The organism is Pigmentiphaga sp. MLSB6-MA01, assembly GCF_058793475.1.
Genome location: NZ_JBXAFV010000015.1, coordinates 17,502 through 41,948, shown reverse-complemented (window position 1 = coordinate 41,948; position 24,447 = coordinate 17,502). Strand labels below are relative to the sequence as shown.

Sequence of the window (24,447 nt, the reverse complement as noted above, 5' to 3'; positions counted from 1 at the left end):
GTCCAGGGTGCCGGATCAGAATCGCTCGACCCGCTCCAGGATCTCCTGGCCATAGGCCTCGAGCTTGCGCGCGCCCACCCCGCTGATCGCGCCCAGCTCATCCAGCGAGGCCGGCCGCGCCAGGGCGACTTCCCGCAGGGTCGCGTCATGGAAGATGACGTAGGCCGGCACGCCGTGGCTGCGCGCCACCTCGCCGCGCCAGGCACGCAGCGCGGTGAACAGCGCCTCGGCCTCGGGGGGCAGGGTGACGGCGGCTCGCGCGCGCGAGCTTTCGCGGGCGCGGGCCGGCTTGGCGGGCTCGCGCCGCAGCATCAGCGTGCGCTCGCCCTTGAGCACGCTGCGGCTGCCCTCGGTCAGGGCCAGCGTGCCGAAGGCCTCGTGGTCCACGGTCAGCAGGCTTTGCGCGATCAACTGGCGCAATACGTTGCGCCAATCCTTCTCGCTCAGGTCCGCGCCTATGCCGAATACACTGAGTTCGTCATGCCGGTGCTGCTCGACCTTGTCATTGCGCTTGCCCCGCAGGATGTCGATCACGTGCCCCGCGCCGAACCGCTGGCCGCGCTCTTTCCAGAGCCGATAGACCGCCGACAGGATCTTCTGCGCCGCCTCGGTGCCGTCCCATGCCTGCGGGGGTTCGAGGCAGGTATCGCAATTGCCGCAGGCTTGCGAAGCCTGGCCGAAATACTGCAGCAGCCGCACGCGCCGGCATTCCACCGTCTCGCACAACCCCAGCATCGCTTCCAGCATGGAAGCCGAGCGGCGCTTGTAGGCCTCGTCGCCGGTCGACTCGTCGATCATGCGGCGCTGCTGCACGACGTCCTGCAGGCCATAGGCCATCCAGGCCGTGGCAGGCAGGCCGTCGCGGCCGGCACGGCCGGTTTCCTGGTAATAGCCTTCCACCGACTTCGGCAGGTCGAGATGGGCGACAAAGCGCACGTCGGGCTTGTCGATGCCCATGCCGAAGGCGATGGTGGCCACCATGACCACGCCATCCTCGCGCAGGAAACGCGCCTGGTTGGCCGCGCGCGTGGCGGCCTCCAGGCCGGCGTGGTACGGCATGGCATCGATGCCCTGGGCGCGCAAGGCCTCGGCCGTGTCCTCGACCCGGGCGCGCGACAGGCAATAGACGATGCCGGAATCGCCCGCGTGCTCCTGCTTCAGGAAATCGAGCAACTGGCGGCGCGGATCGTTCTTTTCGACGATGCGGTAGCGGATGTTGGGACGGTCGAAGCTGGAGACGAAATGCTGTGCGTCTTCCAGCCCCAGCCGCTGCGCGATCTCGATCCGCGTCGCCTGGGTGGCGGTGGCGGTGAGCGCGATCCGGGGCACGTCCGGCCAGCGTTCGTGCAACGCGGACAGGCCCAGGTATTCCGGCCGGAAGTCATGGCCCCACTGCGACACGCAATGGGCCTCGTCGATCGCGAAAAGAGCGATGCGGCCGCGCTCGAGCAGGGCCAGGCAACGATCCGTCAGCAGGCGTTCGGGGGCCACGTACAGCAGGTCGAGTTCGCCGTCCACGAAGGCGCGCTCGACCTCGCGCACGCGGGCGAAGTCCTGCGTGGAATTGAGGAAAGCCGCCCGCACGCCCAGTTCGGTCAAGGCGTCGACCTGGTCCTGCATCAGCGCGATCAGGGGCGAGACGACCACGCCCGTTCCGCTGCGGACCAGCGCGGGCACCTGGTAGCACAGGGACTTGCCGGCACCGGTGGGCATCAGCACCAGCGCGTCGCCGCCAGCGACCACGTGATCGACGATTTCCTGCTGCGGTCCGCGGAAATGGTCGTAGCCGAAAACTCTGTTCAGGACCTCCAGCGCGCTGCCGTCAGCCATGCGCGGCGGCCTTGCCGTCTTGCAGCAGGTCCAGCCCCTGCCGCAGGTCGGCGATCAGGTCGGCCGGATCCTCCAGGCCGATGTGCAGCCGCACGGCGGGCCCTTCGGGCTGCCAGCGGGTGGCCGTGCGATAGGCCGCGGCGTGCACGACCGTGATCAGGCTTTCAAACCCCCCCCAGCTCGAACCGATGCCGAACAGCTTCAGGCCGTCGACGAAACGCGCCAGCGCGGCGTCGTCGACCGGCTTGAGCACCACCGAGAACAGGCCCGTTGCGCCGCGGTAGTCACGCTTCCAGAGCGCATGGCCGGGATCGCTTTCCAGCGCCGGATACAGCACGCGCGCGACCTCGGGCTGGACCTCGAGCCAGCGCGCCACCTGCAGCGCGTTGCGCTCGTGCTGGCGCAGGCGCACCCCCAGGGTGCGCAGGCCGCGCAGGGCCTGGTAGCAATCGTCGGGACTGACGCTGTAGGCATAGTCGTACACCGTCTGCCGCACCGGCTTCCAATAGCGTTCGTTGGTGGCGACCACGCCTATCATCAGGTCGGAATGGCCGCCGATGTACTTGGTGCCCGCATGGATGGAAATATCCACGCCCAGCTCGAACGGCGAGGCGAAATACGGTGTGACCCAGGTGTTGTCGGCCAGCACGGGGATGTCGCGGGCATGGGCCGCCGCCGCGATGGCGGGGATGTCCTGCATTTCGAACGTGAGCGAGCCCGGGGATTCGCAGAACACCGCGCCGGTGTTGTCGCGCAACAGGTCGGCGATGCCCGCGCCGACGAGCGGGTCGTAGTATTCGACCTCGATGCCCAGGGGCACCAGCCTGCGGTCGCAGAAGCCGCGCGCCGGCGAATAGGCCGAATCGGCCACCAGCAGGTGCTGGCCCGGCTTGAGCACCGCCAGCAGGGCCACGACGATGGCCGACAGCCCGTTGGGCGTGGCCACCGCCTGGTGCGCGCCTTCGAGCCTGGCCACCGCTTCTTCGAAGGCGAAGGTCGTGGGCGTGCCATGGCGGCCGTAGCTGACCGGCTTCGTGGTCAGGTCGCGCGGCGCCTCGTACGACTCGATCGTGGGATGGATGACGGTGGAAGTGCGGAAAACAGGCGTATTGACCATGCCGGCATAGGCTTCGGGAGCGCGTCCGGCATGCGCCAACAGCGTATCGGGCTTGGGCATGGGCATCTCTGGCTGGTTCGGGCGGGTCGCCGATCAAAGATGATTTTAGCGAAGTCGGCTGGCCGACCGAAGCCGGCCCGGCGCGAACCAGGACAAAAAGAGGTCAGCGGCCGGCAATCCGGGTCCTGCGGGAGACGTCCCCATTCCCGCAAAAAAAAGCCGCCAGGCGGCGGCGTTGCCCACCAGGCGAGGGCCGGCGCCTCGCTGCGCCGGCCCTCGCCCCCCGGAATCAGCTCTTGGACGGAGCGTCCGGGCGGCGATGCTCACGCATGCGGTCGCCCCGCTCCAGGCGCTGCTTGACCGCGTCGGTCACCACCTGTTTCTGCTTGCCGTCCAGCGAATCGTAGGCGGCCAGCCAGGCGTCCCGGGCGGCATCCAGCTTGGGCTTGGCAGCCGCGCGCTCGGCGTCGTGCCGGGCGCTCAGGGCCCGCAGGTCCAGCGGACCGGCGGCGACCTGCGTGCGCAGGTCCTTGATGCCCTCGGCGCGCTGGGCCCGCATGGCCTGTCCGGCTTCACGGCTGGCGCTCTGCGCCGCATCCCACAGCTTCTGCTGCGAATCGGTCAGGTTCAGCCTGGATTTCAGGTGGCCCAGCATGGCCAGCGGCGACTGGTCCATGCCGCCCCGGAAGTGATGCCCCTTGGAGCCATGATGGCCCATCGGGCCCCGATGGCGTTCCGGCGCGGGTTTCTGCTCGGCCTGCGTGGTATTGTCCCCCGCGGCCTGGGCATGGGCGGCCTGCAGCACGCCTGCGCCCCCGGTAGCCAGGGCCAGCGACAGCGCGATCGTACGAAGGGCGTTCTTGGTCATTGCGTTACTCCTTGTCGACACCGCATCGGACTGCGGCGGTGAGTGCATTCTTGTTCCAGACCCGTTTCGGACCGGTTGCGCGGCGGGGTCCATCTGTTTCAACCGATTTCAGGCAGCTTGCGGGTCCGGCCCCGCCACGCGAACATTTCCCCATGGAAAAATCCGCCACCAAATTGCTCGTGGTCGACGACGACCCGGCCCTGCGCCAGTTGCTGGCCGACTACCTGAACAAACAGGGCTACGACACGCTGCTGGCGCCCGACGCCACCGACCTGGAAATGCGCATCACCCGGTACGCGCCCGCCCTGCTGGTGCTGGACCGCATGCTGCCGGGCGGCGACGGCGCGGAAGCCTGCCGGCGGCTGCGGGAGCGCGGCGAGGACCTGCCGGTGATCCTGCTGACCGCGCGCGACGAAACGGTGGACCGCATCATCGGCCTGGAATCCGGCGCCGACGACTATCTGGGCAAACCCTTCGACCCGCGCGAACTGCTCGCCCGCATCGAGGCGGTGCTGCGGCGCAAGAGCGGCCCCTCGGCGCTGGTCAAGGATGCCCCGGTATCGTTCGGCCCCTTCATCTTCGACGCCAAGGCCCGCACGCTGCACCGCGGCACCGAACAAGTGCGCCTGACCGGCGGCGAATTCAACCTGCTGGAGGCCCTGCTGCGCAACGCCGGCAAACCGCTTTCGCGCGAACGGCTGCTGGCCCTGGCGCGTGACGACGAGGCCGGCGAGCGCAACGACCGCGCCATCGACATCGCCATCCTGCGCCTGCGCCGCGCCATCGAGGACGACCCCAAGCAGCCGGCGTGGATCCAGACCGTCTGGGGCATCGGCTACCGCTTTGCGCCCCTCTCGCTGAACGACGACCCGGCGCCGGCCTCGCCGCCCCTGCCATGAACGCCCCCGCGGCGCGGAGCTGGGCCGGCCGCCTGGTGCCGCGCTCGCTGCGCGCGCGCCTCGTCCTGCTGATCCTGGGCGCCGTGCTGGTCGCGCAGGCCACGACCTTCCTGGCCATCGAGCATTACCGCCGCAACGTCCTCGAGAACGTCACGCCGGATCTCATGGCCACCACCATACGCACCCTGCGCGCCTCCATCGCGCAGATCGACGAAAGCGAGCGCGCCGCCTTCGTCGCGCAAGCCTCCCAGGGCGAATGGCGGCTGGTTTCCCGCCCCATCCCCCCCCGGCCCCGGCCGGGCGAGGAGCGCCCGCGGCGCGAGGGTCACCCCCCCCGCCCCCGTTTCGAACCCCTGCCGGGAGGCCGCATGCCGCCCGACTACCGGACCGGCGAGTTCCGCTTCGGCCCCGAGCGCCGCGGCCCCCGGGAGGCTCCCCGCTGGGCCGACGACGATCCCCGCCACGCCATGCGGGGCCTGATCCAGCGCCTGAACATGCAACTGGCGGACGGGACCCGGGTGGCCCTGTCGCGCGGACCCGAACCCGCCCTGTTCATTTCGCTCAATCCCGGCCTGGGCAACGACGAAGAGCCATTCATGCGGTCCTGGCTGGTCATTTCGCTCGAGCGCATCAGCCCGCCCGTCAAGACCCCCCTGATCGTCATGTGGCTGGGCGGCGTCGGCGCGATCCTGTTGCTGGCCGCCTGGTTCTCCTGGCACATCACGCGGCCCATTACCTCGCTCGCGCATGCCGCCGACCGCCTGGCGGCCGGCAAGCCGGAGCGGGTGAAGCCGGCCGGGCCGCGCGAGACCCAGGCCCTGGGCGAACGCTTCAATGCCATGCTCGACGCGCTGAACGAATCTGACAAAGTGCGGCGCACGCTGCTGGCCGGCCTGCCGCACGACCTCAAGGGCCCGCTGTCGAGGATGCGCCTGCGCACCGAGATGATCGACGATCCCACGCTGCGGGACGGCCTGCGCAAGGACGCCGAAGACATGCAGCACATCGTCGACCAGTTCATCGGCTTCGTGCGCGGCACCGACCGCGCCACCTATCACTTCACGCCCATCGACCTGGGCGACTGGCTGCGGGAACGCGTCCATGCGTGGCTGGGCACCGGCTGCCAGATCGACTACCCGGCGCCCCCCGCGGACGAAATCGTGGTCAACGCCGATGCCGTGGCCCTGGCGCGGCTGGTCGACAACCTGATCCAGAATGCCCTGCAACACGGCGCCCCGCCGCTGGAAATCACCCTGGAAACCCGGAACGGCGAGGCCCGGCTGGGCGTGCGCGACCATGGTCCAGGCATCAGCCCCGATCGCTACGAAGACGCCCTGCGTCCCTTCTCCCGCCTGGACCCCGCCCGCAGCCGCACCGGCAACGTCGGCCTGGGCCTCGCCCTGGTCGACGCCATTGCCCGCGCCCACGGCGGCCGTCTCGACCTGGAAACCCCGCCAGACGGCGGCCTGCGGGCCGTCGCGATCCTTCCGTACCGGCCCCCCGCCCCCTGAGGAGCGCCCGTCCGGGCGTAGGGAGGGCCCGTTATGGCAAAATCGAAACAGGGACACTTCGTCCAACGCATACAACGATGACCATATCCAACAAACCTGCCCCGGCTCCGGCCACCAATTTCCTGCGCAATATCGTCGAGGCCGACCTGGCCGCCGGGCGCTATGCCGAGAAACACTGGGCCGGCCATCCCGGATCGGCGTCGGAGCTGGCCGAGGCGCCGCTGGACCCCGCCCGCATCCGCACGCGCTTTCCGCCCGAGCCCAACGGCTACCTGCACATCGGCCATGCCAAGAGCATCGCCCTGAATTTCGGCCTCGCCCGCGACTACGGCGGCGTCTGCCACCTGCGGCTGGACGACACCAACCCCGAGAAAGAAGAGCAGCGCTACGTCGATGCCATCGTCGACGCCGTGCGCTGGCTGGGCTATGACTGGACGGCGTTCGGCACGGAGCACTACTACCACGCCAGCGACTATTTCGATTTCATGTACGAGGCGGCCGAGGCGCTGATCATGGCCGGCCACGCCTACGTGGACGAACAGAGCCCCGAGGAAATCCGCGCCATGCGCGGCACGCTGACCGAAGCGGGCACCGATTCGCCGTGGCGCAGCCGGCCGCCCGGGGAATCCGTGGCCCGGCTGCGCGAGATGCGCGACGGCAAGCACCCGGACGGCTCGATGGCCCTGCGCGCGAAGATCGACATGGCCTCGCCCAACATGAACCTGCGCGATCCTGTGCTATACCGGATCCGCCACGCCACGCACCACCGCACGGGCGACAAGTGGTGCATCTATCCGATGTACACCTACGCCCATCCCATCGAGGATGCGCTGGAAGGCATCACGCACAGCATCTGCACGCTGGAATTCGAAGACCAGCGGCCGTTCTACGACTGGCTGCTGAACCACCTGCGCGAACTGGGCCTGCTGCGGGCTCCCCTGCCCCACCAGCACGAATTCGCGCGGCTGAACCTGACCTACATCATCACCAGCAAGCGCAGGCTGCTGCAACTGGTCAACGACGGCCACGTCAGCGGCTGGGACGACCCGCGCCTGCCCACCATCCTGGGCCTGCGCCGGCGCGGCTACACGCCCGAGGCCATCCAGTTGCTGTGCGAACGCACCGGCGCCTCGAAATCGGACTCCTGGATCGACTATTCGCTGCTGGAACAGGCCCTGCGCGACGACCTGGACCCCAAGGCGCCGCGGACCGTGGCGGTGCTGCGCCCGCTCAAGCTGGTCATCACCAACTATCCGGAAGGCCGGACCGAGGAATGCTCGGCCCCCCGCCACCCCCACCACCCCGAAATGGGCAGGCGCGCCTTCCCGTTCGGACGCGAGCTCTGGATCGAGCGGGAAGACTTCGAGGAAACCCCGCCCAAGGGCTTCTTCCGCCTGTTCCCCGGCAACATGGTGCGGCTCAAGTACGGCTACGTGGTCAAATGCACCGGCTTCGTCAAGGACGAGGCCGGCAAGGTGGTCGAGGTCCAGGCCGAATACCTGCCCGACACCAAGAGCGGCACCCCCGGCGCGGACAGCGTCAAGGTCAAGGGCAACATCACCTGGCTGCACGCCCCCACGGCCGTGCCCGCCGAGATCCGCCTGTACGACCGCCTGTTCACCGAGGCCAACCCCAGCGCCGGCGGCCAGGACTTCATCGAGTACCTGAACCCCAACTCGGTCGAGACCATCCAGGGCTACCTGGAGCCCGGCACCGACGGCACGCCGGGCACCTCCTACCAGTTCGAACGCTTCGGCTACTTCGTCGCCGACCGCGAGGACTCGTCCACCCTGGCCCCGGTCTTCAACCGCACAACAACCCTCCGCGACACCTGGAAGTAGTCGTCCCCCCTACGCCCTTCGGGCGCCCCCCAGGGGGCGAAACCAGCGGACTGGCGGAGCCAGATCCGCGGTTTCCCGGGTCTGGTTCCTTTATCTTGGGTTGACCTCCGCGCTTCGCTGGCTGCCAGCGGCAGCAACGGTGATCCAATCCAGGAAACTCGTACTAGATCCAGGGCGCCGCGGATCCGGCTTTGCCGGTCCGCCAGCGCCGCCCCCTTGAGGGGGCCCGCGTCAGCGGGTAGGGGGTGGGCTTCCCTCCGACACAACCGCTAACGCCCACGCGGGGGCGCCTACCGGTAGAATCTGTATTTTGCGCATTTGCGCCGTCCGGCGCCGCCCATGGAAGCCAGTCCCGTACTTGATATCAAGAGCACCTCGCTCTACGCCATCCGCGTAGTGCTGCATTCCTCCGACCTCCAGGCCGTGCTGGCCGCGCTGGACCAGCGGATGGAAGAGGCCGCCGGTTTCTTCGAAGACGAGCCGGTGGTCATCGACGCCTCGCGGCTGGCCGAACCGCTCGACTGGAACCAATTGGCCGAGGCCCTGAAGCGGCACGGCCTGCCGACCATAGGAATCATGGCCCCGGCGGAACTGGCCGAATCGGCCCGCGAGGCCGGCCTCGCCCTGCTGTCGCTGTCCGCCGCGCCGGTCCGGTCTCCCGCGCCGGAGCCCGCCGCCGAACCGGCGCCGGCCGCCCAGGCAGCGCCGGCCCCCGCCCCGCGCCCGCCGGCCACCCCGGCCGCCACCGAAACCGTGGCCGAGCAGCCTCCCGCCGCGCCTCACGCGGTGCCGACCATGATCATCGACAAGCCCCTGCGCTCGGGCCAGCGGATCTATGCCCGCCATGCCGACCTGATCGTCATGGGCGTGGTCAGCCATGGCGCCGAGGTCATCGCCGACGGCAACATCCATGTCTACGGCCCGCTGCGCGGCAAGGCCATGGCGGGTGCCCGCGGCGACACCAAGGCACGCATCTACACCACCCGGCTCGAGGCCGAGCTGGTCGCCGTGGCCGGCGTCTACCGGACGCTGGCCACGGCCCTTTCCCCCGACATCCAGGACAAACCGGCATTGATCCGCCTCGAAGGCGAGAAACTGCTGGTCGAACCGTTGCCCATCTAACTCATAAGGATCCACACCCCATGGCACGTATCGTTGTCGTGACTTCAGGCAAAGGCGGCGTCGGCAAGACCACCTCCAGCGCCGCCTTCTCGGCAGGCCTGGCACTGCGCGGTCACAAGACCGCCGTGATCGACTTCGACGTCGGCCTGCGCAACCTCGACCTGATCATGGGTTGCGAACGCCGCGTGGTCTACGACCTGATCAACGTCGTCCAGGGCGAAGCCACCCTGAACCAGGCCCTGATCCGCGACAAGCAGCTCGACAATCTCTACATCCTCCCGGCCTCGCAGACGCGCGACAAGGACGCCCTGACGCAGGAAGGCGTGGAGAAGGTCATGGAAGGCCTGAAAGAGATGGACTTCGAATACATCGTCTGCGACTCGCCCGCCGGCATCGAGTCGGGCGCGCTGATGGCCGCCTATTTCGCCGACGACGCGCTGGTCGTGACCAACCCGGAAGTCTCGTCGGTGCGCGATTCGGACCGCATCCTGGGCATCCTGTCGGCCAAGTCGCGCCGCGCCGTCAATAGCGAGGAACCCGTCAAGGAACACTTGCTGCTCACGCGCTACAACGCCAAGCGCGTGGCCGAGGGCGAAATGCTGTCGCTCAAGGATGTCGAGGACATTCTGCGCATCAAGCTGATCGGTGTCATCCCCGAATCCGAAGACGTGCTGCAAGCCTCGAACCAGGGCCTGCCCGCCATCCACCTGAAGGGCACTTCGGTGGCCGAGGCCTACCATGACGTCGTCGACCGCTACCTGGGCGAAGACAAGCCGCTGCGTTTCATCGACTACGAGAAGCCCGGCCTCTTCAAGCGTCTGTTCGGAGGGAAATAATCGATGTCGCTGCTCTCCTTTTTCCTCGGACAGAAAAAGCCTTCGACGGCCGGCGTCGCCAAGGAACGGTTGCAGATCATTCTCGCCCACGAACGATCGGGCACCGGCGCCTCGGCCGACTACCTGCCGCAGTTGCAGAAGGAACTGGTGGCCGTCATCTCGAAGTACGTCAAGATCAACCCGGAGGACATCAAGGTGAACCTCGAGCGCCAGGACACCTTCGAAGTGCTTGAAGTCAAGATCGAGATGCCTTCGGCGACCTGACGCCACCGCTCTCCCGCGGCCCCGGCGCCTGCGCGCCGGCGGCCCGCCAGAACGCCTCGGCCGCGGCCGGCTCGGCGCCGCCGCGGCGGTACAGGCGGATGTCCAGCGCGATGCGCCAGGACGCCTCTGCCGCCTCGACCAGTTTCCCCTCATCCAGCTCGTCGCGGACCAGGCTGGCCGGCAGCCAGGCAACGCCGCGGCCGCTGCGTGCCATCGACTGCAATACCGTCGCCAGGTGCGCCGTCACCGCCACATCGGCCCGCAACCGCGCCAACGCCGCCCCGTGCACGGCCCGGACGATGCGCCCCAGGCCCGACTCCGCGCTGTAGGCCAGGATGGGCACGCGCCTGCCCGTGGCCCCGCCCAGCACGAAGCGCGGCCGGCCCTGCCGATCGGGCGCGCAGACGGGCAGCAGCACGTCGTCGCCCACCTTGACCGACGGATAGGCCGACGGGTCCAGCCGCGCCGGCGCCTGCTCGTGCGCGTGGCACAGGAAGAACTGCGCCCGCCCCTGGGTCATCAGCGCCTCGCACTGCTGGGCGACGTCCGACACCAACTGGATGGGCCCCAGGGCCAGGCCGGCCTCCAGGCCGCGCAGCCAATCAGGCAGGAAAGTCAGCGACAAGGCATGCGTGGCCGCGAAGCGCAGCGTGGCCGAGCCGGCCTGCGCCACCCGGCGCGCCTCGTCCGGGATGCGCTCGACGCGCGCCAGCATGTCCTGGGCCGTGGCCCGGAACCAGAGTCCCGTCTCGGTCAGGGTGACCGGATGCGTGGCCCGATCGAACAAGGTCACGCCCAGCCAGTCCTCCAGCATGCGTATGCGGCGGCTGAAGGCCGGCTGCGTCATGTGCCGCAGTTCGGCCGCGCGCGAAAAATTGCCGCACTCGGCAAGGACCAGGAAATCTTCCAGCCAGATCAGGTTCATGGCCGATGCTTACAGAGCATGGAAAAAGAGAAAACTAGCATTGGCCGCCCCGTGCGGCAAACGGCATGATACGTCCATGCAGCCGGCCATCCGCCCGGCCCCCTGGAGTTTCCATGTCCGTCCGCATCCTCGAAATCCGCGAAGTCACCAAGCCCATTTCCTCGCCCATCCGCAACGCCTATATCGATTTCACCAAGATGACCAGCAGCCTCGTGGCCGTGGTCACCGACGCCGTGCGCGACGGCAAGCGGGTGATCGGCTACGGCTTCAACTCCAACGGCCGCTACGGCCAGGGCGGGTTGATCCGCGAACGCTTCGCGCCCCGCATCCTGGACGCCGATCCGCAGTCGCTGCTGAACGATGCCGGCACCAATCTCGATCCGCACCGCGTGTGGGCCGCCGCGATGTCCAACGAAAAGCCCGGCGGCCACGGCGAACGTTCGGTGGCCGTGGGCACGATAGACATGGCCGTCTGGGACGCCGTCGCCAAGATCGAGGGCAAGCCCCTGTTCCGCCTGCTGGCCGAACGCCACGGCGCGACGGCCGATCCGCGCGTATTCGTCTACGCCGCGGGCGGCTATTACTACCCGGGCAAGGATCTGTCGGCCCTGCGCGCGGAAATGCGATCGTACCTGGACCGCGGCTACAACGTGGTCAAGATGAAGATAGGCGGCGCCGCCCTCGACGAGGACCGGCGGCGCATCGAGGCGGTCCTGGCCGAGATCGAGGGACGCGGACAGCTGGCGGTGGATGCCAATGGCCGCTTCGACCTGGATACCGCCATCGCCTACGCCAAGATGCTCCGCGACTATCCCCTGTTCTGGTACGAGGAAGCCGGAGACCCGCTGGACTACGCGCTGCAGGCCGCGCTGGCCGAGTACTATCCGGGCCCCATGGCCACCGGCGAAAACCTGTTCAGCCACCAGGACGCCCGCAACCTGATCCGCTACGGCGGCATGCGGCCGGACCGCGACTGGCTGCAGTTCGACTGCGCGCTGTCCTACGGACTGGTCGAATACGAGCGCACCCTGGAGGTGCTGCGCGCACACGGCTGGTCGCCGCGCCGCTGCATCCCCCACGGCGGGCACCAGATGTCGCTGAACATCGCGGCGGGGCTGGGGTTGGGCGGCAACGAAAGCTATCCGGACCTGTTCCAGCCCTACGGCGGCTTCCCCGACGGCGTGCGGGTCCAGGACGGGCACATCGTCATGCCCGAATTGCCGGGCATAGGCTTCGAGGGCAAGAACGACCTGTATGCGCAGATGCGTGAGCTGGCGGAGTGAATCCGCCAGCCCGCGCCGCGCTTACAACTGGCTCAGGGTCGTGCTCTTGCCCGACGAGGACTTGATGGAGATCGTCGTGACGCCCGTGCCCGAAGTGGCAATGGTCGTGTCCACCGTCTCGGCATCCATCCTGGCCCGCAGGCCGCCGCTGATCAGCTCGCCAAAGGCGATCTTGGCCACGAGCGGCGAGGTCATCGAGACCCGGTAGTCGAACGCGCCCAACGGCGAACGCGCCCCCTTGGCCCGGTAGTCGACCCTGGAGAACGTGTCGGTGTCGGTGGCATGGTCGGTGGCAAGCTCCGCGACATAGTCGCTGATCTCGATCGACGAGCCCTTCTCGGTGATCCTGGCCGAGCCCGAGAGCTTCAACGTGCTCGTGCCATCGTCCGTGCCGGGGGCTCCGCCCGGCGTGGTGACGGCCTTCAGCACGAAATCGCCGTCCAGCGTGGTCTCCCCGTCCATATCCATGCCACGGAACGGGAAGGACATCGTCGCCGCCGCCGCCGCGTCGGTATCGAAAATGTCGCCGCTGACGTCGCTGAACGTCACGGTCGTCTTGCCGGTCAGTTGCGCGGCATCGTCCTCGCACTTGTCGAACGCGATGTCGACCTTGTCGCCGTTGGCCGGGATGCTGCCGCTGCCGCCGCCGGCGCGCGTCAGCGTGGCCGTATAGGTGCCACCGTCTTCGCACGGCTGGGGGCCGCCTGGCGCGCCGTCGTCGAGGAAGCCGAGGACCTGGCCGGCCGTGAAGACCGTGACCTGCGGCAACCCCAGGCTGATGCCCACGACATCGATGCCGAGCTCCTTGAGCTGCGTCTCGGAATAGGTCGGCTTGGGATCGTCGCTGCCGCCACAGGCGGCCAGCAAGGCCAGCGCGACAGCGGCGCCGGTGGTTTTCAGGACACAATGCATCTGGATTCCCCCTGGTTGTCTTGTTGGAATGGCTCGATGAGCATCCCCATCCTAGGAGGCGTGCTCCCGCACGACAATCGTCAAAATTGATGATTTTTCGACAATAAGACAATTCTTGATCACGCCAGCCAGGATGGCCGTAAATCGGCAATCATCGTTGAAGCGGATACTTACTTCTTTCATCACCGGCCTGGTAGGGTGACGGAAACACGACGCCCGCCTTGGCGGCGGACACCTTCCCGGAAAGGGTTTTTTTCATCCCGGACGTCCTTGACGATCAGCGCCTCTCCTCAATAAAATTGAACACGCTCAAAATTGATCGTCGATCGGAAACCCCGATCCGCAACACCCAAGGGCCTGGAGACCGGAATGAAGATTTGCCGTTACAACGAAGGCCGCATCGGCCTGGTGGAAGGAGACATCGTCCACGACGTCACCAGCGTGGCCGGACAACTGCCGGCCCTGCGCTGGCCCGTCGAGCCGGGCGACCAGTTCATCGAGCACCTCGAGGCGCTCAAGCCCGCCATCCTGGCGGCCAAGGCCGGAAGCGCCACGGCCAGGCTGGCCGACGTGACGCTGCTCAGCCCCGTCGCCACGCCCGCGAAAATCATCGCCGCCCCGCTGAACTACCATGCCCACGTCGACGAATCCCTGGTCGACGCCCAGATCCACAACAACGTCCACGTCGCCCACTACGAAGGCTTCGCCAGCCCCGTCGCCAAATTCGGCGTCTTCCTCAAATCGGCGCAGTCGCTCGTGGGCGCGGGCGAAGGCGTGCGCATCGCCTTTCCCGGCCGCCGCAACGACCACGAGGTCGAACTGGCCGTCGTCATCGGCAAGCGCGGCAAGGACATCGCCGCCGCCGACGCCTTCTCCTACGTCGCCGGCTACAGCATCGGCCTCGACATGACCGTGCGCGGCACCGAGGACCGCAGCTATCGCAAGTCGGCGGACACCTACTCCGTGCTCGGCCCCTACCTCGTCACCGCCGATGAAATCGCCGACCCCGGCGCCCTGGCCTTTTCCATCCACGTCAACGACGAACCGCGCCAGAACGCCAACACCCGCGACCTCATCACCGGCATCGCCGAACTCATAGAGATCGCCTCGCGCGTGTACACGCTCTACCCCGGCGACATCCTCATGACCGGCACACCCGAAGGCGTGAACACCGTCCAGCCGGGCGACATCATGCATGCGCGCATCGAAGGCATAGGCGAAATGCGCGTCGCCGTGCGCGGCTGAACACCCTGGGCAGGCACGTCCTGCCGCACAACCTGTCCGGGCAGGAGGAGACCATGAACGACACCCCACCCTCGACCGGGAAGACCTCGGCCAGCCGCGCGGAGCGCGAAGCGTTCTACGCCCGCATCGGCGCCGACAATCTCGCCCCGCTCTGGGAGCAACTGCACAACCTCGTCACCAAGACACCGCGCTCGGATTGCCAGGCCGCGCACTGGTCCTACCCGCAGGTCAGGCGCTACATCGCCGAAGCCACCGACCTGATCACGGCCGAGGAGGCCGAGCGCCGCGTCCTCATCCTCGAGAACCCCGGGCTGCGCGGCAAGGCTGCCATCACGACCTCGCTGTACGCGGGCCTGCAGGCCATCCTGCCCGGCGAAGTGGCGCGCGCCCACCGGCACAGCCAGGCGGCGCTGCGCCTGATCCTGGAAGGCGATGGCGCCTACACCTCGGTCAACGGCGAGAAAACCATCATGCATCGTGGCGATTTCGTCACCACGCCGTCCTGGACCTGGCACGACCATGGCAACGACAGCGATGCGCCCATGGTCTGGCTGGACGGGCTCGACGTGCAACTGGTTGCCATGCTGGACGCCAGCTTCGCCGAGTCGTCCACCCAGGATCGCCAGGCCCTGCAACGCCCGGCCGGCGACAACGTGCTGCGCTACGGCAACGGCCTCGTGCCCGTGGATGCCGCACCCGCGCCCAATCTGGCCTCGCCGATGTTCTGCTACCCCTACGAACGCACGCTGGCGTCGCTGCGCGCGCTGCAGGCGGCCGACCGGCCCGACCCCCATCTCGGCTACAAACTGCGCTACGTCGATCCGCTGTCGGGCCGCTCGCCCATGCCCACCATGGGCGCGTATGCGCAATTGCTGCCGCGCGGCCATGCCACGGCGCCCTACCGCTGCTCGGCCGGCACCGTCTTCGCCGTCCTGGAAGGCAGCGTGGCCGTCACGCTGGACGACCGCCGCTTCGTGGCCGGGCCCAACGACGTCTTCGTCATTCCCAGCTGGGCCACGCACCAACTCCATGCGCAGGACGAAGCCGTACTGTTCAGCTTCTCCGACCGCCCCGTCCAGGAAGCGCTGGCGCTATGGCGCGAACAGCGCGACTGAGCCGCCTCCCGGACCCACCGCAACTATCGAACGAATCATGGAACATCATCCCGTCGTGATCTCCGGCGCCGGCCCCGTGGGCCTGGTGGCCGCCCTGTCGCTCGCCCAGAAAGGCATAGCCGTCATCGTCCTCGAAAGCGAGGACCATATTCCGCAGGACCTTAGGGCCGGCACCTTCCATCCGCCCACTGTCGAAATGCTCGACACCCTGAACATAGGCGAGACACTGCGCAGCCGCGCCCTGCGCGTGCCGGAATGGCAGATCCGCGACCGCAAGCAGGGCCTGGTGGCGCAGTTCGACCTGGGCATCATCGCCGATCTCACTCCCTATCCGTTCCGCCTGCACGTCGAACAGCACAAACTCTCGAGCATCGCGGCCGAGGCCCTGGCGCAGCACGCCCATGCCCAGATACTGTTCTCGCATCGATGCCTGGGCTATGAACAGGACGCCGACGGCGTGACCGTGCAGGCGGCCGGACCCGACGGCCGGACCACCGAGATACGCGCCAGCTATGTGATCGGCGCCGACGGCGCCCGCAGCGTCGTGCGCAAGACCATGGGTACGGAATTCGAGGGCTTCACCTGGCCCGAGCGCTTCCTGGTGTTCGCCACCCGCTACGACCTGCGCGAGCAGGGCTACACCGGCAACGCCTACATCGCCGACCCCGACGAATGGAGCGCCATCTTCATCCAGCCCCACGACGGCCCGCCGCCGATCTGGCGCATCGCCTTCCCGATCCCCGCCGAGATGGACGAGACCGAAGTGCTGGACCCCGATTTCGTGCAGGGCAAGATCAAGGGCTTCCTGTCGCCCGACCTCGACTACGACGTGCCCTACAAAAGCGTGTATCGCGTGCACCAGCGCGTCGCCAAGGACTTCCGGGACGGCCGCGTCATGCTGGCCGGCGACGCCGCCCACGTCAACAATCCGCTGGGCGGCATGGGCCTGAACAGCGGCATCCACGATGCCATGAACCTCACCGCCAAGCTGGCCGAGGTCCTGCTGCACGGCGCCTCGTCCGATCTGCTGGACCGCTATCACCGCCAGCGCCGGACGGTGAACGTGGAATACGTGCAGGCCATCACCATACGCAACAAGCGCCTGCTCGAAGAGCGCGATCCCGAAGTGCGCCGCGAGCGCCTGGACGAATTGCGTGCCACCGTGGCCGACCGCGACGCCCACCGCCAGTACCTCATCAATTCATCCATGATCGCCAGCATCAGGCGAGCCAACGAAATCCAATGACATCACCGCGCCGCAGAGCGCGGCCACTCTCAGGAGACACCTCATGAACGACTCCACGTCCATCCCTCGGCGCAAGTTCGTCGGCACCATGCTGGCGGGCGCCCTGGCGCCCTGCTACGGCAGCGCCTTTGCCGGCGAAGACAGCTTCGGCCTGGCCGACAAGCTGGTGCAATTCATCGTGCCGTTCACGCCCGGCACCACGCCCGACCTGTGCGCGCGCCTGTTCTCGCCCAGGCTGTCCGAGCGCATCGGCCGCACGATCGTGGTCGAGAACCGGCCGGGCGCCTCGGGCATCATCGGCCTGGGCGCCGTGGCCAAGGCCGCGCCCGACGGCCATACGCTGGCGTTCAGCACCAACACGGCGCTGACGCTGCCGCTGGTCTATTCATCGGTCCCGTTCGACGTGATCGAGAGCTTCTCGCCCGTGGCCATGCTGGGCTCGACCAACTTCGCGCTGTGCCTCCATCCCTCGATCGGCGCCAGCACCCTGGCGCAATTCATCGACTACGTGCGGCGCAACCCCGGCAAGGTCAACTACGGTTCGCCGGGCAAAGGCACGTTCCATCACCTGTGCATGGAAATGCTGACCGCCCAATTGGGGCTGGACATGGTCCATGTCCCCTACAAAGGCTCGGCGGGCGCCACCACCGACCTGCTGGCCGGCCACATCAAGGCCATGTTCCAGCCCATGCACGTGGCCGTCCCCCTGCAGCAGGAAAAGCGGCTGGAGATCCTGGGCGCCTCGCGGCGCGAGCAGGACCCGGGCTATCCGGCCATCGCGCCGCTCGACAAGCTGGGCGCGCCGGGCTATGACGCCGATGCCTGGTATGCGGTCTGGGGTCCGCGCGGCATGAAGGCGCAGACCGTGGCCGCCTATAACCAGGAAATCAACCGCCTGCTGGAGACCTCCGATGTCAGGGCCACCCTGGTCAAGCAGGGGGTCACGCCACGGCCCATGAAACCCCAGGCGCTGGCCGACCTGTCGCGGGCGGAATTCGCCAAATGGCAGGGCGTGGTCAAGGCCGCCGGCATCACGCCGGAATAATTGATACAGAAAGTAGTAGAAAAACAACAGCCCCGAATCCTGCCGGACCGGGGCTGTTTTCATTTTCCATCGCCAGGCCGCCGAGCGGCCCGGCGTCGCGCAGGCGCTCAGCGGCGCTTGCCGACCTGGTCGCCCACCACGCCGCCGATGGCGGCACCGCCGATGGTGCCCAGAACGCCGCCGCCTGTCAGCGCCGCGCCGGCCACGCCGCCCACGCCCGCACCGACCACGGTGCTCTTCTGGCGACCGGACATGCTGTCCCAACTGGCACATCCCGTGGCGGACACGGCAATGGCGGCGCCGACCATCAGCTTGGCTACAAGATTCGCTTTCATGAGTGACTCCCTAGTGTCTGTTATAGACGGATGGCACCAGATATCGTGCCCTGGCATGGACCAAAGGTGACAGATTCGCCCCAGGCTGTCTGTGAACGAACTCGACAAGCATGACACAACGTAACCGTCTCCTGGCGCCCCCCGGCTCCCCGACACCCCGCGGGGGCTCGAATCGCGCGGGAAATAGGCTTATCCTGGATAGACGTCGAACTCGGAGAATTCGGTGGACGCTGTTGCAACTAGCCTTCCGTGGCGCCTGGAAGAGATCGATTTCGGGCGGATAGCCCCCTCCATGGTCAAAGAAGACGAAGCGCTGTTCTTTCTCCTGTGCAGCGCCTCGTTCGTCGAAAGCGGGTCCGATCTCTATACCCGCAACCTGGTCGACTACTACCACGACGACAGCGACGTGGCCGGCTGGCTGGGACAGCACTGGGAACCGGAAGAACTGCAACACGGCCGCGCGCTGCGCGCCTACATCGAACACATCTGGCCCGAATTCGACTGGCAGCGCGCCTTCGACAGCTTCTTCGGAGAATACTCGCAGCGCTGCACGCTGGAGGAATTCGAACCGACCCGCGCGCTGGAGCTGGCCGCGCGCTGCGTGGTGGAAATGGGCACCGCGACGCTCTACCGCAGCCTGGCCGAATACTCGCCCGAACCCGTGCTGCGAGAACTCGCCACCCACATCCGGACCGACGAGGTCCGGCACTACAAATATTTCTACCGTTATTTCAACCGCTACAACACGCAGGAAGGCAACGGCAGGATCAAGGTACTGGGCGCGCTGGTCAGGCGCCTGCTCGAAATCCGCAACGACGATGCGGAATGCGCCATCCGCCACGTGCTCAATCACCGCCATCCCGGCCACGCCAACGACAAGGCCTACATCGAACGCGTCAATGGCGCGACCCGCCGCCTCGTGCAAAGCCATGTCAGCGCGGACATGAGCGTAAAGATGTTCCTCAAGCCGCTCAACCTGCCGACGCCCATACAGTCCGGCATCGAGATCCCGCTGGCGCGGATGGTGCACTTCGCACTACGCTGACCGGCGCCGGCCGGCGGCATGGCCCAGCGTTTCGGCATGGCGCCCCTGCAGATAGTTGATGATCTCGTCGGCCCGTTCGACCGGCCAGTGCCAGATGTCCGTCCAGGGCTGGCGCTGGGCGATGGCGAAATCGCGCTTGAGCCCGGCCACGATGGCGCCGTAGGCGGCATAGCCGAAACACCGCTGGCGCGCCTCGCCCAGGCCGGCCAGTTCCGCCTCGATGCGGCCGCGCAGCGCCAGGTCGGCGCCTATGCTGCCGGGTTCGTAGTGCGTGTCGAAAAGCCCGGACTCATGGAGGCCGGCGTAGCATGACTGGTTCACGGCATCACTCCTCGGAGTCACGGTATGGCAGGTCCCGCCGGCGCCGGGCAGCGTCATTGGCGTCCCCTGCGCCCCAGCCAGGTCGAGGGCTTGACCACCTCGCCGCTGGCCGGGTCGAGATACAGCTTGATCTTGGCGCCGTTCTTGTCGAAGCCTTCCACTTCCCAGCAACCGTCGTCCGGCTCGACCTGGCGCACGTCGTAGCCCAGGGACTCGGCCTTGCGGATGGCCTGGTCGATGGGGATCCAGCGCTCGCGCGGCACGTAGGCGCACTTGTCGGCGGCCTGGGCGGCGCTGGTGGTGGCGGCGGTGGCGGCAACGGCGATAATCAGGGCGGGCAAGATGCGCATGACGGTCCTCTTTCGTAGGGAGTGTTGATCCATGGCTGGCAGAATAGCCACCCGGCGCCCCGCCTTCCTGACCGCCCCTGTCAGCGTTTTATCAGCCAGCGCCTGTTAGTGTCCGTCCATGTCTGCAAGCCTGCTTCACCTCCGCCTTCGTCCCCGGCTCCTGCCGGCCCTCGCCGCCGTGTTTCTGGCGGGCACCCTCGCCTGCGCGCCCGCCCAGGCGCGCGACCGGGACAACTGCAAGAAAGACCAGGACTGCGCCCGCGCCGCCTTGATGCAGGGGGAAATCCGCCCCTTGTCGGCGGTGCTGGGCGTGGTGCGCGATAAAGTGCCCGGGGATATCATTGAGATCGAGCTCGATCGCGATGACGGCATCTGGATCTACGAGGTCAAGGTGCTCCCTCCCAGCGGCCACCGCAAAAAGCTGGAAATCGACGCCCGCACCCTGGAAATCCTGAAGATCAAATAACCATGCGCATACTGGTAGTCGAAGACGAGCCTCGTATCGCGGCCGACATACGCGCCGGACTGGAACGCGCGCAATACGCGGTCGACGAGGCGTCCGACGGCGAATCCGCCTGGTTCCTCGCCGGCACCGAAGACTACGACGCCATCGTGCTGGATCTGGGCCTGCCCAAGCTGGACGGCCTGACCGTGCTCAAGCGCCTGCGGGCCTCGGAGATCACCACTCCCATCCTGATCCTGACCGCCCGCGACGGCTGGCGCGACAAGGTCGAAGGCATAGACGCCGGCGCCGACGACTATCTGGCCAAGCCATTCCAGATGGAAGAACTGCTGGCCCGCCTGCGGGCCATCACGCGGCGCGCGGCGGGGCAATCGTCCGCCATCCTGCGCGCCGGGCCGGTCGAGATCGACACGCGCACCCGGCTCGTCACCGTGCATGGATCGGCCATGACGCTGTCTGCGCTGGAGTACCGCCTGCTGTCCTACTTCCTGCATCATCCCGGCCGGATCCTGTCGCAAAGCGAGCTGATCGACCATATCTACGAGACCGGCAGCGACCGCGACACCAACGCCATCGAGGCCCTGGTCGCGCGGCTGCGGCGCAAGCTGGGCGTGGACCTGATCGAGACCCGGCGCGGCCACGGCTACCTGATTCCCGACCCGGGCCGATGAGCAGGCGTTCGCTGCTCGTCCGGCTGGGATGCGCCGCCGCGCTCATGATCGCCCTCGCGCTGGCCATCAGCGGCGTGGGACTGACGCTGATCTTCGACCGGCAGATGGAGCGCCGCGCCACCGCCGAGCTGGACGTTTTCCTCAAGACGCTGGCCGCGCAATTGCGCATCGAGACCGACGGGAGCATCGCGCTCGACGCGCCCCTGGCCGAACCCCGCTTCGAACAACCCTACAGCGGCCTGTACTGGCAGATCGACGCGCCCGGCAACCGCCAGTTGCGCTCGCGCTCGCTGTGGGATACCACGCTGCAGGTCGCGCCCGCGCGGGCCGGCGCGCAACTTCGATCGGACTGGGTGGCCGGGCCGGAGCATGCGCGGTTGCTGGCGATCACGCGCACCGTCGTGCTGGACGACCCGGGCCCGGAAACCGCGGTCCACATCGCCGTCGCGCTCGACAGCGCCGACCTGCAGGCCGAGCGCCGATCCTTCCTCAACCTGCTCGTGCCGTCCCTGTTCGCCCTGGGCATCGTCCTCATGATCGCCATGGCCGGCTTCATCCACCTGGCGCTGCGGCCGTTCCGCAACCTGCGTACCGACCTGCGCGCCATCCACGCGGGCCGGCGCCGCCAGCTCTCGCGCGACGTCCCCGACGAAGTACAACCGGTGGTCGACGACCTGAACCGGCTCATCGCCTTCCAGGATGCCGCGGTCGAACGCGCGCGCACCCAGGCCGGCGATCTCGCCCACGGCCTGAAGACGCCGCTGGCCGTGCTCGGGGCCCTGGCGCGCCAGATACGCGCCCAGGAACAGGACCGGCTGGCCGACGACATCGACGAACAGGTGCGCGCCATGGACAAGCACGTCGCCCGCGCCCTCGCGCGAGCCCGCGCCGGCATGGCGGCGGCGCTGGGCCGCCACACCGCCGATGTCGCCGCCGTCGCGCGCAAGACCCTGCGCGCCCTGACCACCCTGCCCGATGCCCAGGCGCTGGACTGGGACGTCGACATCGCCGGCGGCCTGCGCTTTGCCGGCGACGAAGGCGACCTGACCGAACTGCTGGGCAACCTCCTGGACAATGGCCGCAAATGGGCGCGCACCCGGGTGCGCGTCCAGGCCCGACCGGGTCCCGACCGGAGCTTCACCCTGCGGGTGGAAGACGACGGCCCCGGCCTGCCCGACGACGAAGCCATCCACATCGAGCGCGGGCGCCGCTGGGACGAATCGCGCCCCGGCACCGGTTTCGGCCTGGCCATCACCCGCGACCTGGTCGAGGCCTACCGGGGCAGCATCGCCTTCGGCCGCTCCGCCGAACTCGGCGGACTGGCGGTGATCATGACGCTGCCCGCGCCGGCCCAATCAGCCCTCTGATACGGGAAGACGCCGGGTCCGGCCCGAACGGCCGCGACCCGCCCCTGAAGGCGGCCGCTCCGCCGCCTACTTCAACGCCTTGAACCGCACGCGCTTGGGCTTGGCGCCTTCCTCTCCCAGGCGCCGCTTCTTGTCGGCCTCGTATTCCTGGTAGTTGCCATCGAAAAACACCACCTGCGAATCCCCCTCGAAGGCCAGGATGTGGGTGGCGATCCGGTCCAGGAACCAGCGATCGTGGCTGATCACCATGACGCTGCCGGCGAATTCCAGCAGGGCATCTTCCAGCGCGCGCAGCGTTTCCACGTCCAGGTCGTTGGACGGCTCGTCCAGCAGCAGCAGGTTGCCGCCGGCCAGCAGCGTCTTGGCCAGGTGGAGCCGGCCGCGCTCGCCGCCCGACAGGTTGCCGACAGTCTTGTTCTGGTCGCCGCCCTTGAAGTTGAAGCGGCCCAGGTAGGCGCGCGACGACATCTCGAAGCGCCCGACCGTCAGGATGTCGGCGCCGTCGGCCACGGCGTCGAACACGGTCTTGCCGTCTTCCAGCGCGTCGCGCGTCTGCTCGACATAGGCCAGCTTGACGGTGCCGCCGCGCACGACTTCGCCGCTATCGGGCTGTTCCTTGCCCGCGATCATGCGGAACAGCGTCGACTTGCCGGCGCCGTTGGGGCCGATGATGCCGACGATGGCGCCGGCCGGCACCTTGAAGCTGAGATCGTCGATCAACAGGCGGTCGCCATAGCCCTTGCTGACGTTCTTGAACTCGATGACCTCATTGCCCAGGCGCTCGGCCACCGGGATGAAGATTTCGGAGGTCTCGTTGCGCTTCTGGTATTCGTGCGAGCTCAGTTCATCGAAGCGGGCGATACGCGCCTTGGACTTGGCCTGGCGCGCCTTGGGGTTCTGGCGCACCCATTCCAGTTCCTTCTTGATGGTCTTCTGGCGGGCGGACTCGTTGGCCTCCTCCTGCTTGAGACGGTCTTCCTTCTGCTCCAGCCAGGAGCTGTAGTTGCCCTTCCACGGAATGCCATGGCCGCGGTCCAGTTCCAGGATCCATTCGGCGGCGTTGTCCAGGAAGTAGCGATCGTGGGTGACCGCCACCACGGTGCCCGGGAATTTCTGCAGGAACACCTCCAGCCAGTCCACGCTTTCCGCGTCCAGGTGGTTGGTGGGTTCGTCCAGCAGCAGCATGTCGGGCTTGGACAGCAGCAGGCGGCACAGCGCCACGCGGCGCTTCTCGCCGCCCGACAGGTGACCCACCACCGCGTCCCAGGGCGGCAGACGCAGGGCGTCGGCGGCGATCTCGAGCTGGTGCTCGATGTCGTCGTTGCCGCTGCCGCTGCCCGCCGCGATGATGGCCTCGAGCTCGGCCTGCTCGGAAGCCAGCGCGTCGAAATCGGCGTCGGGTTCGGCGTAGGCGGCATAGACCTCGTCCAGCCGCTTCTTGGCGGTGAACACGCCGCCCAGCCCGGTCTCGACCGCCTCGCGCACGGTGTGCGCGGGATCCAGCTGGGGTTCCTGCGGCAGGTAGCCGATGCTCAGGTTGGCCATGGGGCGGGCTTCGCCCTCGATGTCCTGGTCCACGCCGGCCATGATCTTGAGCAGCGTGGACTTGCCGGAACCGTTCAGGCCCAGCACGCCGATCTTGGCGCCCGGGAAGAACGACAACGAGATGTCGCGCAGGATCTGCCGCTTGGGCGGCACGATCTTGCCGACGCGATTCATGGTGAAGACGTATTGGGCCATGGATGGACGAACGAAAAGGAAAAAGGACGCGGGGCCGGCCAGGCCGGCCCCGCCTATGGCGAAGCAGACAGTGTAGGCCGGTTCGCGCGGGAAAGG

24 protein-coding genes are annotated in these 24,447 nt (G+C 67.8%); 15 read left to right on the top strand and 9 right to left on the bottom strand.

The features are described 5' to 3' along the window. Positions 1-15: 15 nt before the first annotated feature. From recQ to AC1Q6E_RS22220, 3 genes are all read right to left on the bottom strand, one after another. A complete protein-coding gene (recQ, locus tag AC1Q6E_RS22230) occupies positions 16-1,830 on the bottom strand; it encodes a DNA helicase RecQ (RefSeq protein ID WP_152798733.1) in 1,815 nt (604 codons plus the stop codon). Next, positions 1,823-3,007, bottom strand: coding sequence for a cystathionine beta-lyase (gene metC, locus AC1Q6E_RS22225; RefSeq protein WP_492573532.1), 1,185 nt, complete (start codon positions 3,005-3,007; stop codon positions 1,823-1,825). Before metC ends, recQ begins: the two co-directional genes overlap by 8 nt. A gap of 229 nt (positions 3,008-3,236) precedes the next feature. Further along, complete coding sequence (locus AC1Q6E_RS22220; RefSeq protein ID WP_152798729.1) at positions 3,237-3,815, bottom strand: Spy/CpxP family protein refolding chaperone; 579 nt, start codon at positions 3,813-3,815, stop codon at positions 3,237-3,239. Positions 3,816-3,967: 152 nt separating this feature from the next. Between AC1Q6E_RS22220 and AC1Q6E_RS22215 the strand changes: the two genes are divergently transcribed. From AC1Q6E_RS22215 to minE, 6 genes are all read left to right on the top strand, one after another. Further along, the gene (locus AC1Q6E_RS22215) at positions 3,968-4,714 is read left to right on the top strand and encodes a response regulator (RefSeq protein WP_152798728.1); all 747 of its coding nucleotides are present in this window, start codon (positions 3,968-3,970) and stop codon (positions 4,712-4,714) included. Continuing rightward, positions 4,711-6,225 carry an ATP-binding protein gene (locus AC1Q6E_RS22210; RefSeq protein ID WP_296559553.1) on the top strand — a complete coding sequence of 505 codons (1,515 nt, stop codon included), beginning with the start codon at positions 4,711-4,713 and terminating at the stop codon, positions 6,223-6,225. The genes AC1Q6E_RS22215 and AC1Q6E_RS22210 overlap by 4 nt, the downstream gene beginning before the upstream one ends. A gap of 77 nt (positions 6,226-6,302) precedes the next feature. Continuing rightward, complete coding sequence (locus AC1Q6E_RS22205; RefSeq protein WP_152798726.1) at positions 6,303-8,066, top strand: glutamine--tRNA ligase/YqeY domain fusion protein; 1,764 nt, start codon at positions 6,303-6,305, stop codon at positions 8,064-8,066. Between the two features lie 339 nt (positions 8,067-8,405). Beyond that, positions 8,406-9,188, top strand: a complete 783-nt coding sequence (gene minC / locus AC1Q6E_RS22200) for a septum site-determining protein MinC (protein ID WP_492573531.1) — start codon at positions 8,406-8,408, stop codon at positions 9,186-9,188. Positions 9,189-9,208: 20 nt separating this feature from the next. After that, positions 9,209-10,024, top strand: a complete 816-nt coding sequence (minD, locus tag AC1Q6E_RS22195; protein ID WP_152798691.1) for a septum site-determining protein MinD — start codon at positions 9,209-9,211, stop codon at positions 10,022-10,024. Positions 10,025-10,027: 3 nt separating this feature from the next. Further along, on the top strand, positions 10,028-10,288 hold the full coding sequence (gene minE, locus AC1Q6E_RS22190) for a cell division topological specificity factor MinE (RefSeq protein WP_152798693.1): 261 nt from the start codon (positions 10,028-10,030) through the stop codon (positions 10,286-10,288). On the opposite strand, the gene AC1Q6E_RS22185 is transcribed toward minE, so the two are convergent. Next, a complete protein-coding gene (locus AC1Q6E_RS22185; RefSeq protein ID WP_152798695.1) occupies positions 10,260-11,213 on the bottom strand; it encodes a LysR family transcriptional regulator in 954 nt (317 codons plus the stop codon). The two genes, minE and AC1Q6E_RS22185, sit on opposite strands and share 29 nt — an antisense overlap. Positions 11,214-11,326: 113 nt before the next feature. On the opposite strand from AC1Q6E_RS22185, the gene AC1Q6E_RS22180 reads away from it, so the two are divergent. Then, positions 11,327-12,496, top strand: a complete 1,170-nt coding sequence (locus tag AC1Q6E_RS22180; RefSeq protein WP_296560572.1) for a mandelate racemase/muconate lactonizing enzyme family protein — start codon at positions 11,327-11,329, stop codon at positions 12,494-12,496. Between the two features lie 21 nt (positions 12,497-12,517). Here the strand turns inward: AC1Q6E_RS22180 and AC1Q6E_RS22175 are convergent, their stop codons facing one another. Beyond that, positions 12,518-13,408 (bottom strand): hypothetical protein, encoded by an 891-nt coding sequence (locus AC1Q6E_RS22175; protein ID WP_296560573.1) that lies wholly within the window; start codon positions 13,406-13,408, stop codon positions 12,518-12,520. Between the two features lie 369 nt (positions 13,409-13,777). On the opposite strand from AC1Q6E_RS22175, the gene AC1Q6E_RS22170 reads away from it, so the two are divergent. From AC1Q6E_RS22170 to AC1Q6E_RS22155, 4 genes are read left to right on the top strand one after another with little or no spacing between them, the layout of a single operon-like run. Further along, the gene (locus AC1Q6E_RS22170; protein WP_152798701.1) at positions 13,778-14,653 is read left to right on the top strand and encodes a fumarylacetoacetate hydrolase family protein; all 876 of its coding nucleotides are present in this window, start codon (positions 13,778-13,780) and stop codon (positions 14,651-14,653) included. 53 nt (positions 14,654-14,706) lie between these two features. Next, the gene (gtdA, locus tag AC1Q6E_RS22165) at positions 14,707-15,768 is read left to right on the top strand and encodes a gentisate 1,2-dioxygenase (RefSeq protein WP_296560575.1); all 1,062 of its coding nucleotides are present in this window, start codon (positions 14,707-14,709) and stop codon (positions 15,766-15,768) included. Between the two features lie 37 nt (positions 15,769-15,805). Further along, complete coding sequence (locus tag AC1Q6E_RS22160) at positions 15,806-17,014, top strand: FAD-dependent oxidoreductase (RefSeq protein ID WP_492573530.1); 1,209 nt, start codon at positions 15,806-15,808, stop codon at positions 17,012-17,014. Between the two features lie 43 nt (positions 17,015-17,057). Then, the gene (locus tag AC1Q6E_RS22155) at positions 17,058-18,059 is read left to right on the top strand and encodes a Bug family tripartite tricarboxylate transporter substrate binding protein (protein ID WP_152798707.1); all 1,002 of its coding nucleotides are present in this window, start codon (positions 17,058-17,060) and stop codon (positions 18,057-18,059) included. 107 nt (positions 18,060-18,166) lie between these two features. Here AC1Q6E_RS22155 and AC1Q6E_RS22150 read toward each other — a convergent pair whose 3' ends face one another. Continuing rightward, positions 18,167-18,394, bottom strand: a complete 228-nt coding sequence (locus tag AC1Q6E_RS22150) for a YMGG-like glycine zipper-containing protein (protein ID WP_152798708.1) — start codon at positions 18,392-18,394, stop codon at positions 18,167-18,169. Positions 18,395-18,686: 292 nt separating this feature from the next. Between AC1Q6E_RS22150 and AC1Q6E_RS22145 the strand changes: the two genes are divergently transcribed. Then, on the top strand, positions 18,687-19,439 hold the full coding sequence (locus AC1Q6E_RS22145) for a ferritin-like domain-containing protein (protein ID WP_296560581.1): 753 nt from the start codon (positions 18,687-18,689) through the stop codon (positions 19,437-19,439). Here the strand turns inward: AC1Q6E_RS22145 and AC1Q6E_RS22140 are convergent. Both AC1Q6E_RS22140 and AC1Q6E_RS22135 read right to left on the bottom strand, forming a co-directional pair. Next, on the bottom strand, positions 19,431-19,760 hold the full coding sequence (locus AC1Q6E_RS22140; RefSeq protein WP_152798710.1) for a hypothetical protein: 330 nt from the start codon (positions 19,758-19,760) through the stop codon (positions 19,431-19,433). The two genes, AC1Q6E_RS22145 and AC1Q6E_RS22140, sit on opposite strands and share 9 nt — an antisense overlap. 53 nt (positions 19,761-19,813) lie before the next feature. Next, entirely contained in the window at positions 19,814-20,110 is a 297-nt protein-coding gene (locus tag AC1Q6E_RS22135; RefSeq protein WP_296560583.1) for a PepSY domain-containing protein, read from the bottom strand. 118 nt (positions 20,111-20,228) lie between these two features. Here AC1Q6E_RS22135 and AC1Q6E_RS22130 point away from each other — a divergent pair, with 118 nt between their 5' ends. From AC1Q6E_RS22130 to AC1Q6E_RS22120, 3 genes are read left to right on the top strand one after another with little or no spacing between them, the layout of a single operon-like run. Beyond that, complete coding sequence (locus AC1Q6E_RS22130) at positions 20,229-20,576, top strand: PepSY domain-containing protein (RefSeq protein ID WP_152798714.1); 348 nt, start codon at positions 20,229-20,231, stop codon at positions 20,574-20,576. Positions 20,577-20,578: 2 nt separating this feature from the next. Then, the gene (locus tag AC1Q6E_RS22125; protein ID WP_152798716.1) at positions 20,579-21,244 is read left to right on the top strand and encodes a response regulator transcription factor; all 666 of its coding nucleotides are present in this window, start codon (positions 20,579-20,581) and stop codon (positions 21,242-21,244) included. After that, on the top strand, positions 21,241-22,611 hold the full coding sequence (locus AC1Q6E_RS22120; protein WP_296560589.1) for an ATP-binding protein: 1,371 nt from the start codon (positions 21,241-21,243) through the stop codon (positions 22,609-22,611). Before AC1Q6E_RS22125 ends, AC1Q6E_RS22120 begins: the two co-directional genes overlap by 4 nt. Before the next feature lie 66 nt (positions 22,612-22,677). Here the strand turns inward: AC1Q6E_RS22120 and ettA are convergent, their stop codons facing one another. Further along, positions 22,678-24,351 (bottom strand): energy-dependent translational throttle protein EttA, encoded by a 1,674-nt coding sequence (gene ettA / locus AC1Q6E_RS22115; protein WP_152798720.1) that lies wholly within the window; start codon positions 24,349-24,351, stop codon positions 22,678-22,680. Between the last annotated feature and the right edge of the window lie 96 nt (positions 24,352-24,447).